Origin of the sequence: Actinoplanes sp. NPDC051851 (genome assembly GCF_040681165.1) — a bacterium.
In the GTDB taxonomy this organism is placed as follows: Bacteria; Actinomycetota; Actinomycetes; order Mycobacteriales; family Micromonosporaceae; genus Actinoplanes.
Map to the genome: position 1 here is coordinate 36,112 of NZ_JBFAYF010000039.1, position 10,867 is coordinate 46,978.

10 protein-coding genes are annotated in these 10,867 nt (G+C 72.2%); 5 read left to right on the forward strand and 5 right to left on the reverse strand.

Translation table 11 applies throughout. The features are described 5' to 3' along the window. Window positions 1-72: 72 nt before the first annotated feature. From AB0M08_RS30925 to AB0M08_RS30935, 3 genes are all read right to left on the reverse strand, one after another. The gene (locus tag AB0M08_RS30925) at window positions 73-816 is read right to left on the reverse strand and encodes a methyltransferase (RefSeq protein ID WP_364500799.1); all 744 of its coding nucleotides are present in this window, start codon (window positions 814-816) and stop codon (window positions 73-75) included. A 1,008-nt stretch (window positions 817-1,824) separates the two neighbouring features. Further along, window positions 1,825-2,886 carry a MerR family transcriptional regulator gene (locus tag AB0M08_RS30930; RefSeq protein WP_364500800.1) on the reverse strand — a complete coding sequence of 354 codons (1,062 nt, stop codon included), beginning with the start codon at window positions 2,884-2,886 and terminating at the stop codon, window positions 1,825-1,827. 35 nt (window positions 2,887-2,921) lie between these two features. Further along, window positions 2,922-3,524 (reverse strand): LysE/ArgO family amino acid transporter, encoded by a 603-nt coding sequence (locus AB0M08_RS30935; RefSeq protein WP_364500802.1) that lies wholly within the window; start codon window positions 3,522-3,524, stop codon window positions 2,922-2,924. A 70-nt stretch (window positions 3,525-3,594) separates the two neighbouring features. Between AB0M08_RS30935 and AB0M08_RS30940 the strand changes: the two genes are divergently transcribed. After that, window positions 3,595-4,428: a LysR family transcriptional regulator ArgP gene (locus AB0M08_RS30940; RefSeq protein WP_364500936.1), complete on the forward strand. Its 834-nt coding sequence runs from the start codon at window positions 3,595-3,597 to the stop codon at window positions 4,426-4,428. Window positions 4,429-4,470: 42 nt separating this feature from the next. On the opposite strand, the gene dapD is transcribed toward AB0M08_RS30940, so the two are convergent. Beyond that, the gene (dapD, locus tag AB0M08_RS30945) at window positions 4,471-5,418 is read right to left on the reverse strand and encodes a 2,3,4,5-tetrahydropyridine-2,6-dicarboxylate N-succinyltransferase (protein ID WP_364500805.1); all 948 of its coding nucleotides are present in this window, start codon (window positions 5,416-5,418) and stop codon (window positions 4,471-4,473) included. A 76-nt stretch (window positions 5,419-5,494) separates the two neighbouring features. Between dapD and dapE the strand changes: the two genes are divergently transcribed. Beyond that, window positions 5,495-6,565: a succinyl-diaminopimelate desuccinylase gene (gene dapE, locus AB0M08_RS30950; protein WP_364500807.1), complete on the forward strand. Its 1,071-nt coding sequence runs from the start codon at window positions 5,495-5,497 to the stop codon at window positions 6,563-6,565. Window positions 6,566-6,594: 29 nt separating this feature from the next. Here the strand turns inward: dapE and AB0M08_RS30955 are convergent, their stop codons facing one another. Then, a complete protein-coding gene (locus AB0M08_RS30955) occupies window positions 6,595-6,786 on the reverse strand; it encodes a hypothetical protein (protein ID WP_364500809.1) in 192 nt (63 codons plus the stop codon). A gap of 184 nt (window positions 6,787-6,970) precedes the next feature. On the opposite strand from AB0M08_RS30955, the gene AB0M08_RS30960 reads away from it, so the two are divergent. The 3 genes from AB0M08_RS30960 to AB0M08_RS30970 all read left to right on the forward strand — a co-directional run. Then, on the forward strand, window positions 6,971-7,747 hold the full coding sequence (locus AB0M08_RS30960; RefSeq protein ID WP_364500811.1) for a TIGR00730 family Rossman fold protein: 777 nt from the start codon (window positions 6,971-6,973) through the stop codon (window positions 7,745-7,747). Beyond that, window positions 7,747-8,295 carry a TIGR00730 family Rossman fold protein gene (locus tag AB0M08_RS30965; protein ID WP_364500813.1) on the forward strand — a complete coding sequence of 183 codons (549 nt, stop codon included), beginning with the start codon at window positions 7,747-7,749 and terminating at the stop codon, window positions 8,293-8,295. The genes AB0M08_RS30960 and AB0M08_RS30965 overlap by 1 nt, the downstream gene beginning before the upstream one ends. Window positions 8,296-8,335: 40 nt before the next feature. Continuing rightward, the coding region (locus tag AB0M08_RS30970) for an ATP-dependent helicase (RefSeq protein WP_364500816.1) at window positions 8,336-10,867 on the forward strand (2,532 nt) is incomplete at its 3' end.

The window sequence follows — 10,867 nt, forward strand, 5'->3', positions numbered from 1 at the left end:
TCCGGGGGCCGGACCCGAATGGGTTAACGCAAAACGGCGGGCGTTCCCCTGAAAGAGGCTTCGGGGCTATGCCTATGTCGGGCGGTCGGCCTGGACCAGGAAGCGGTGTGCGCGGACGGTGAACTCACCGCGGGCGCGGATGATGGCGGTCAGGCGGGCCAGCTCGCGTTCGTACTTCTGCAGGGAGAAGTCGCGGATCTGCCACGGGACGGTGCGCAGCTGGTGGATGACGGCGCGGATGTCGTGGAAGGTGAGGGGCGGGTGCTCCTCGCGCAGGTCGATCACCCGCATGCCGGCGGCCTCCAGGGCGGCGGTCACCACCTGGGCGTCCCAGCGGCGGGGCTGCGGCGGCGGCGCTCCGAGGGCGTCGTTGAGTTCGGCCAGGTCGTCGCTGCCGACCTGCTGGCTGAGCAGGATGCCGCCGGGCCGGAGCAGCCGGGCGATGTCGGCCACCGGGAGCCGGCCGTGGCGGCTGAGCACCAGCTCGAACTCGTCCTCGCCGGCCGGAAGCTCGGTGAGCACCTCGACGCCGAACGGGGCCAGGCGTTCGCGGGCCGCGGGGGTGTTGCGTGCCCAGCTCTCCACCGCGACCGTGTGCGCGGGCAGCGGTGCCAGCTCGGCGAGCAGCTCCCCGCCGCCGGTGTCCAGGTCGAGGACGCTGGCACAGCGCCGGATGAGGGGCCGCGCCAGATCCGGGTACGACCACGACGGCTCGGACGCCACGGCCAGCCCGTCCATCCAGGCGAACTCCCACCCGGTCATGGACGCGCCGGTGGCCGCGGCGTTGTGATCCTCATCCGGCCGGCTACTGCGCACACCCGACGGTAACCAGCACCTCCCACCCCGTTTTCAGGCGGTCCCCTTGGGTCACCGGACCGCTACGGAAGTACTACAGGACGGCCTCGATCCTGCCGTTGCCCTCCGCTCGCCCCTCTTCCGTGTCCTCCAGGCCCGCCCCGCGACCTTGCTCGCGGACAGGCGCCCACGATCGCCGCCCGAGCGCCCCGTCGAGGTGCTGTGTCGAGGTGTTGTGTCGAGGTGCTGTTCGCGTGTACGAACTTCGGTGCCGCCGCGCACTCGAGTTCCCCGCGGCGCCGTGGCTTGCGGCTGGTACGCGGAGTTCGGGCGCCGCCAGTCGCTCGCACAGTCTGCGGCGCCCCGATCCACCGGTCCTGAAGCGCCGCATGTACACGGACGGCGGGAGCCGGGGCGGCGTGTGCACATGGACAGCGCGGGCCGGGGTGGTGTGTGCACACGGACAGCGCGGGCCGGGGTGGTGTGTGCACACGGAGAGCGCGGGCGGGGCGGCCCGTGCACACGATCGGCCGGGTGCAGGGACGGTGGGCGCACACGATCACGGATCGTGTGCGCGTGCAGCCGTCAGAGGGGCGCCGGAAGGACACGAGCGGCGATCGTGGATCCCCGGTGCCCCGGCTGGCCATGATCGTGAACCCGAACCGCCCAGGGCTCGCCGAAAGCCAATCGAATGTCACGGATGAGTGTGGATATTGGCGGGCCGCCTGTGGACAACTCGGTGGCGGGCGAGAGCGCGACCTCGGATCGGCACGAACGGGCTGAAGCTGGGCGGGCCGGGCGGCGACAGGACAGGCGCGACGGGAGCAGCGCGGCAGGACAGGCGCGGCAGGACAGGCGCGACGGGACAGGCGCGGCAGGGCAGGGGCCGGGCGTGCCTGGCGCCCGGGACAGGGCGGGGCGGGACGGGGCGGGGGTGAGGCGGGACGGGCGGGACTGGAGGAGCGGGCGTGGCGGGCGGGGCGGGCGGGGTGAGGTGGGACGGGACAGGGGTGAGGCGGGTGGACGGGGTCAGCTGCGGATCGGCATCAGTAGGGAGAGGCGGGAATCGTCGCCCGGGATGCGGATCATCAGTGGGCGGACCGGGCCGTCCAGTTCCAGGAGCAGCTGGCCGGTGCCGCCCGCGTCCAACGCCTCCAGCAGGAACTCCCGGTTCACCGCGGTGTGTGCCTCGGCGTCCGCGGTCCACTCCGACTCGCCGGCCAGGCGCAGGTCGCCGGAGGGGTCGAGGGCGAGGATCGAGACCGCGTACGCCGTGCCGTCGTGCTCCCGGCGTACCTCGGGGGCCGCGGCGAGCAGGTCACGGAGCGCGGACCGGTCCACCGTCACCCGGCGCGTCCGGTCGGTGGCGACCGGCAGGAGACGCCGGTAGTCGGGGAAGTCCAGGTCGATCGGCTTCGACTCGATGGTCTCGCCCTCGTGCTCGGCGCGTACCCCGGAGGTCGTGAGATCGAGCGTCACCGAGCCGGAGGCGAACCGCCGGAGCTCGTCGGCGAACGGCAGGGGAAGGTAGGGCCGCACCGGCGGGCCCTCGATGCCGGCCGGTACCGAGGCGACGGCCAGGCGATACCGGTCGGTGGCGACGAGCGTCAGCACGCCCTCGCCGGTCTCGAAGAGCACGCCGCCGGGGATGGGCAGGCCGGGGACCTCGGCGGCGGACGCGAAACGGACCGCCTCCAGGGTCGCGGCGAGGGCGGCGGCGGGCAGGGTGATCCGGGTCATCAGGTTCTCCTCCACATCGAGCAGGGTGTGCAATCGGAGGAGCTCACGACGGGCGTCGGCGAATCCGGCCTCCAGTCGGGCCAGATGGTCGTCCAGGCGACGGCGTACGCGGGAAGGGGTTTGAAGATCTTGAACCGCCTCCGCGATCTCGGTGACCGGCATGCCCACCCGGCGCAGCCCCGCGATGAGCCGGGCCGCCTTGATCTGCGCGGGTGTGTAGCGGCGGTAACCGGTCGACGGGTCGACGTCGGCCGGGACCAGCACGCCGGCGCTGTCGTAGAAACGCAGCGCGCTGACGCTGAGCCCGCTGGCCCGTGCCGTCTCGCCGATGCCCCGAAGTTCGCTCTCCACGGTCACCGACTCTGGGGTCTCACCCTGGTGGAGAGTCAAGCCGGAATCGCGAGCGTTATCGCGATGCCGCCCATCACCATCGCGATCAGGCCGTCCAGGACGCGCCAGGCCCCGGGGCGGGCCAGCAGGGGAGCCAGCCGGTGCGCCCCCATGCCGAGCCCGGTGAACCAGACCAGGCTGGCCGCCGCCGCGCCCAGGCCGAAGAGCCAGCGGTGCGGATGCTGCTGCGCGACCGTGCCGAGCAGGAGCACGGTGTCCAGGTAGACGTGCGGGTTGAGGTAGGTCAGTGCCAGGCAGGTGAGCAGTGTCGCCCGGAGCGTGGCCGGTGCCTGCTCGGACGGGCCGAGGGCGGCGTCGGGACGCAGCGCGCGCCGGGCTGCCAGGATCGCGTAGCCGGTCAGGAACGCGGCACCGATCCAGCGGATCACCTCGACCAGGCCGGGCTGGGCGGTCACCGCGGCGCCGAGACCGGCGATCCCGGCCGAGATCAGCGCGAGGTCGGAGAGGGCACAGATCAGCACCACCAGCAGTACGTGTTCCCGGCGCAGGCCCTGCCGGAGGATGAACGCGTTCTGCGCCCCGATGGCGATGATCAGGACAGCGGAAGCGGCAAAACCGGCCAAAGCGGAGGAGAGCATGGATTCGACGCTACGGAGAGGCTCGCCGTTACTCCAGCTAAAGATTCTCAGTATGGATTAGCGTTCCTTAATCGTGGACCATGTTCAGCTCGAGACCTTCCAGGCCGTCGTCGACCACGGCAGTTTCGAGGCGGCGGCGCGGGTGCTGCACGTCACGCCCTCCGCGGTCAGCCAGCGGATCAAGGCGCTGGAGAACGCCGTCGGCCAGGTGCTGGTCCGCCGCGCCAAGCCCTGCACGGCCACCACCGCCGGCGCGGCGCTGGTCCGTTTCGCCGGTCAGGTGGCGCTGCTGGAACGGGAGGCGCTGGCCCAGGCCCGGGGCGGCACCCGGATCTCGATCGTGGTCAACGCCGACTCGCTGAACAGCTGGTTCCTGCCGGTGCTGACCGCGGTGCCCGGTGTGACCTTCGAGATCCAGACGGACGATCAGGACTACACGGCCGACCTGCTGCGTGCCGGGTCGGTGATGGGCGCGGTGACCGCCGAGGGTGCGGCGGTCCAGGGCTGCCGGGTGGAGCGGCTGGGCGCGATGCGCTACCTGGCGGTGGCCGCTCCCGGGCTGGCGGTGGACGATCTCGCCGGCACGCCGATGATCGTCTACAACCGGAAGGACCGGCTGCAACATCGATTTCTGTCAAAAGCAGGTTTGGGTACGATAAATCCTCCCATTCACTACGTACCCGCCGCCGCGGCCTTCAACGAGGCGATCCGGCTGGGTCTGGGCTGGGGCACGGTGCCGGAGCAGAACGCCAGCGATGATCTCGCCGCCAACCGCTATGTCGAGATCTTTCCGGGCAGGTTCCTCGACGTCCCGCTCTACTGGCAGTACTGGAAGATCGAGTCTCAGCTCCTGGAAACGCTGACGGCCGCCGTGAAAACGGCGGCCGTCTCGAGACTGCGTTGATCAGAAGCGGTCAGTCGTTGGCGTGCTCAGTTGTTGGCGTGCTTAGTCGTTGGCGTGCAGAGCGCTGTTCAGCTCGATCCCGGTGCCCTTGCGGGGGCGGGCCTCCAGCGCGCCGGAGACCGAGTTGCGCCAGAAGAGGAGATTGTTCACACCGGACAGCGCGATGGCCTTCACCACACGGCCGTCGGGGAGCGCGACCTTGGACGACGCGGTGATGTAGGTGCCCGCCTCGATCACGCAGTCGTCGCCGAGCGAGATGCCGACGCCGGCGTTCGCGCCGAGCAGGCTGCGCTCGCCGATCCGGACCTTCTCCTTGCCGCCGCCGGAGAGGGTGCCCATGATCGACGAGCCGCCGCCGATGTCCGAGCCGTCGCCGACCACCACGCCCTGCACGATCCGGCCCTCGACCATCGAGGTGCCGAGCGTGCCGGCGTTGAAGTTGACGAACCCCTCCTGCATGACCGTGGTGCCGGAGGCCAGGTGGGCGCCGAGCCGGACCCGGTCCGCGTCGGCGATCCGGACACCGGACGGGACCACGTAGTCGGTCATCCGCGGGAACTTGTCCACGCCGAAGACGCTCAGCTGCCGGCCCGCGGCGCGCTCCAGCAGGCGCAGCTCGTCGACCCGGTCCGGCGGGCACGGGCCGGCCGAGGTCCAGGCCACGTTGGCCAGCGCGCCGAAGACGCCGTCCAGGTTGAGCGCGTTCGGCTGGACGAGCCGGTGCGAGAGCAGGTGAAGACGCAGGTAGGCGTCCGAGGCGTCGGCGATCGGGTCGGTCAGCGACTTGATCGTGGCGCGGACCTCGACGACCGAGAGCCCGGCCAGCGATTTCGGGCCGGTCAGCCCGGCGGGCAGCGCCGGCACACCGGCCGGCTCCTCGCCGAGGCCCAGGTGACCGGCGGGGAACCAGGTGTCCAGGACCTGCCCCTCGGCGGTGACGGTGGCGAGGCCGATGCCCCAGGCGGGCGAAGTCGAGAGCGCGGTTTCCACGACGTGAACCCTACTAGCCGTCGCGGTGGCGGATCGCCTGGAGGCACGGGTCGGGCACGCCTTGTATGGTGCGCTCATGGCCAACCCGCTTACCCCGGACGTGGTGGTCGACCCGGTCGAGCTGACTCGTGCCCTGGTCGACATCGAGTCCGTGTCCCGCGATGAGAAGGTGATCGCCGACTGCGTCGAGGACGTCCTCCGCAGCGCCGGTCACCTCACCGTGGGGCGGGTGGGCAACACCGTGATGGGGCGGACCGAGCTCGGCCGCGAGCAGCGCGTCGTGCTCGCCGGGCACCTGGACACCGTGCCGATCAACGACAACTGGCCGTCCACTGTCGTCGACGACCTCATCTACGGGTGCGGCGCGTCGGACATGAAGGCCGGTGTCGCCATCGCGCTGCACCTGGCGGCGACCCTGCCCGATCCGGCGTACGACATCACGTACCTGTTCTACGAGGCCGAGGAGATCGAGTCCGAGTTCAACGGGCTCAACCTGGTCTCGGCGAGCCACCCCGAGTGGCTGGACGCCGACTTCGCGGTGCTTCTCGAGCCGACGTACGGCGTGGTCGAGGCCGGGTGCCAGGGATCACTGCGGGTGAAGGTGCTCACCCACGGGCGGCGGGCGCACACCGCACGGGCCTGGCGCGGTGTCAACGCGATCCACGCGGCCGGCGAGGTGCTGCGCCGGCTGGAGGACTACCGCCCGCGGACCGTGACCATCGACGGCTGCACGTACCGGGAGGGCCTGAACGCGGTCCGGATCGCGGGTGGCGTGGCCGGCAACGTGGTTCCGGACGAGTGCGCGGTCGAGGTCAACCTGCGATTCGCGCCGGACCGCTCGGAGGAGCAGGCCCTGGATCACCTCAAGACCGTTTTTGAGGGGTACGACCTGGTGGTCATCGACTCGTCCGCCGGGGCCCTCCCCGGGCTGCGCGCCGCGCCGGCCCGCGAGTTCCTCACCGCCGTCGGCGTCGAGCCCGCCGCGAAGCTCGGCTGGACCGACGTCGCCCGCTTCGCCAAGCTCGGCATCCCCGCGCTGAATTACGGACCGGGCGACCCGGCCCTGGCCCACGCGCCCGACGAGCACGTGGAGATCGGCCAGATCCGGGACGGCGCGGCCACACTGCACCGCTGGCTGGCGTCCTAGCCCGGGTTCCGGGAACACGGGCGGGGAGCTCAGGCCTGCTGGAGCTTCACCCGCCCGATCGCGCGCTGGGTGGCGAGCGGCGGGATCTCCATCGTCGCCTCGGCGTCGAAGTCCGGTTCCGGATCCCGGGCCGCGAAGGCGATCCGCCGCTCCTCCACGACCAGGCGGATCCGTCGCTGCATGCGCCGCTGCATCTTGAGGCGCTCGTAGCGGTTCGTCACGGTGGCCGCCCTTCTGTGCCTGCCGTGGTGCGAGGATGACCAGCGAAGTGCCGTAACAGTACAGACGCGCCAGGGCTACCGTCCGTTGCTTCAATCTGGCAAAAAGGTCTGCCGGTCGCAATCCTCTTACCAAAACGCAGCCTGTAATTCACCGGGCGCGGAGTGGCCGCACTACCGTTGACGCATGACGGAGAGCACCGACGGCCGGCAGCCGGCCACGCCACAGCGTCATCGTGGCGCGGTCACCTTGCGGCGTGACGCCGTCCCGCCCAGCACCGCCGACGAGAAGCTGCTCGACTCGCCACACCGGGGCGAGTGGAAGACCAAGGACGCCTGGCGGGCCCTCCGCATCCTCTCCGAGTTCGTCGAGGGCTTCGACACCCTCGCCGACCTGCCGCCCGCGGTCAGCGTCTTCGGTTCGGCCCGCAGTGCGCCGCAGAGCCCGGAGTGCGCGATGGCCACCGCGCTCGGCGCCGCGCTCGCCGAGGCGGGCTACGCGGTGATCACCGGCGGCGGTCCCGGCGTGATGGAGGCCGCCAACCGCGGCGCCACCGAGGCCGGCGGCATGTCCGTGGGGCTCGGCATCGAGCTCCCGTTCGAGCAGGGTCTCAACGACTGGGTCGACGTCGGAATCGACTTCCGTTATTTCTTCGTACGCAAGACCATGTTCCTCAAGTACGCCCAGGCCTTCGTGGTGCTCCCGGGTGGCTTCGGCACGCTCGACGAGTTGTTCGAGGCGATCACGTTGGTGCAGACGAAGAAGGTGACCCGGTTCCCGGTGATCCTGATGGGCGTCGACTACTGGAGCGGACTGTTGGATTGGATCAAACGACGCATGCTTGACGATGGCAAGATCAGCCCCGCCGACCTGGACCTGATCCAGGTCACCGACGACGTCACCGAGGCCGTCCGGATCATCGTGGAGGCGGGCGCCCAGACCGCCGCGCAGGACGCGCACTGATGGCGGCGATCTGCGTCTTCTGCGGATCCTCCGACACCCTCGACCAGCGCTGGCTCGACCTGGCCGGCGAGACCGGCCGGGCGCTCGCCGAGCGCGGGCACAGCCTGGTCTCCGGCGGCGGCCGGGTCGGCATGATGGGTACGGTCGGACTCGGCACCCGCGAGGCGAGCGGCCACACGCTCGGCATCATCCCGCAGTGCCTGGTCGACTGGGAGGTCGCCGACACCGACTCGGACGAGCTGGTGATCACCGAGGACATGGGCTCCCGGAAGAACCTGATGATCGACCGCTCGGACGCGTTCATCACGCTGCCGGGCGGGCTGGGCACCCTGGACGAGTTGTTCGAGGTCTGGACGACCTCGACGCTGGGCGTACACGGGAAGCCGATCGTGATCCTGGACCCGGACGGCTTCTACGATCCGCTGATCGCCTGGCTCAACGACCTGGTCGACAAGAAGTTCGTCCGCACCGGCGCGATGGAGACGGTGCTGGTCGCCCGCTCGGTCCCGGAGGCCCTCGACGCGATCGAGGCCGCACTCGGGGGATGACCTCGAAGAAACGTCGTACCGGCGTGCTCTCATAGATGCCGTGAGCACGCCGTCCCTCCAGACCCCCGACTACCGTCTGGTGCGGCGTCCGCGTCCGGTCGCGCCCGAGCTGCGCGACGATCCGGTCCAGCGGCGGGTGATCGGGCACGCCGGCGGGCCGCTGCTGGTGCTCGGCGGCCCGGGCACCGGCAAGACCACCGTGCTGGTCGAGGCGGTCGCCGCGCGGATCGCCGAGGGCGTCGACCCGGAGCGGATCCTGGTGCTCACCTTCGGCCGCCGGGGCGCCGCGTCACTGCGCGACCGGATCGAGGCCCGGGTGGCGGGTCAGGCCGGGCGGGTCGTGCACGAGCCGCTGGTGCGCACCTTCCATGCGTACGCGTTCGGCCTGCTCCGCCGGGCCGCGGCCGAGCGGGGTGAGCCCGCTCCACGCCTGCTGACCGGTCCGGAACAGGACCTGATCATCCGCGAGCTGCTCTCCGTGGTGGCCGACGCGGAGGCCGCCGACCCCGCGGGCTGGCCCGGCGGACTCCGGTCCGCGCTGCCCACCCGCGCCTTCGCCCAGCAGCTGCGCGACCTGATGCAGCGCGCCGCCGAGCGGGGCGTCGACGCCGCCGAGCTGACCCGCCTCGGCCGGGAGCTGGGCCGCGACGACTGGCTCGCCGCCGCCCGCTTCCTGGAGGAGTACGTCGACGTTCTCAACCTGCGCGACATCACCACGCGGGGTTCGGTCGCCTACGACCCGGCCGAGCTGGTCCGCGCCGCGTCCCGGCTGCTCACCGACGAACCCGGGGTGCTGGCCGCCGAGCGCCGCCGCCTCGCCTGGGTCTTCGTCGACGAGCTGGCCGAGACCGACCCCGCCCAGGTGGCGCTGCTCGCCCAGATCGCCGGTGGCGGGTCGCCGCTGATCGCCTTCGCCGACCCGGACTCCTCGATCTTCGGCTTCCGGGGCGCCGATCCCGCCGTGGTCACCCGCTTCCCGTCCGAGTTCCGCACCGCCTCCGGCACCCCCGCCGAGACGATCACCCTGCACACGAACCACCGGATCGCCGCGCCCCTGCTCTCGGCCACGTCCCGGGTCGCCCGCCGCATGCGCGGCCCGATCCGTCACCGCCCGATGTTCCCACCCCCCACCGACTCCGCCCCGCCCACGCCTGACTCCCCCTCACCCGCCGCCCCCTCACCCGCCGCCCCCTCACCCGCAGCCTCGTCGGCGCCCCTTTCCGATCTCGGCGAGATCGGCCCACCTGGCGACCACAACTTGCCACGATCGAGCGGCGCCGAGGGAGGCGGCGGGGAGGGTGGGGAGGAGTTGGGCGTGGGGGCGGTGGTGCGGACGTTTCGGGCGCCGGCGGCGGAGAACGCGTTCATCGCGCATGCGCTGCGGGAGGCGCACCTGCTTCATGGGGTGCCCTGGTCGAGGATGGCCGTGGTGATGCGCTCGGCGGCCCTCCAGCAGCCGGCCGTGCAGCGTGCGCTCGCCGCCTCCGGGGTGCCGACCGTGATCCACGCCGAGGACATGCCGCTGCACCTGCAGCCCGCCGTCGCGCCGTTCCTGCTGCTCCTGCGCTGTGCCCTGGACGCCGCGACGCTCACCGAGGAGGCCGTGGTCGCCCTGCTGCACTCCCCGCTGGGCGGTGCCGACCCGCTCGCCGAGCGCCGCCTGCGCCAGGGGCTGCGCGCGCTCGCGGTGGCGGCCGGCGACCGGCGCCCCTCCGGCGAACTGCTGGTCGACGCGGTCCGCGACCCGGCCGGGCTGGACATGGTGGACCGTCGCTGGGCCCGTCCGGCGCAGACCGTCGCCCGGCTGCTCAGCACCGCCCGGGAGGCCGCCGCCACACCCGGTGCCTCGGCCGAGGACGTCCTCTGGGCGGTGTGGCGGGCGAGCGGGCTGGCCGACCGGTGGTACGCGATGTCCACCGGCAGATTCCCGTCGACCGAGACCGATCAGCCCGGCCGCGCGCGGCAGTGGCGGGCCGAGGCGGCCGACCGCGACCTCGACGCCATGGTGGTGCTCTTCGACGCGGCGGCCCGCTTCGTCGACCGGCTGCCCGGCGCCGGCGTGGGCGTCTTCCTCGACCACGTGCTCGGTCAGGACCTCCCCGCCGACTCGATCGCGCCGAGCGCCGACCGGGGCGACGCCGTACGCCTGCTCACCGCCCACGCCGCCAAGGGCCTGGAGTGGGACGTCGTGGTGCTGGCCGGCGTGCAGGAGGGCATCTGGCCGGACCTGCGCCTGCGCGGCAGCCTGCTCGGCTCGGAGCGCCTGATCGACGTCCTCGCCGGCCGTCCCGCCACCGGACCGGCCGCGGTGGCGGGGGAGACGTCTGCCCTGCTCGACGAGGAACGCCGCCTCTTCTTCGTCGCGGCCACCCGCGCCCGCCGCCGCCTGGTCGCCACCGCGGTCGCCTCGGCCGGCGTCGGCGGCACCACCGGCGAGGAGCAGCCCAGCCGCTTCCTGACCGAACTGGCCGCCCCGGCCCGCCGCCCGTCCGGCGACGACGGCGGCAGCGACAGCGCCGGCGGCGGAGACGACGGCCCGGACCCGGAGCCGCCGCTGCCACCCGAGCCTGAC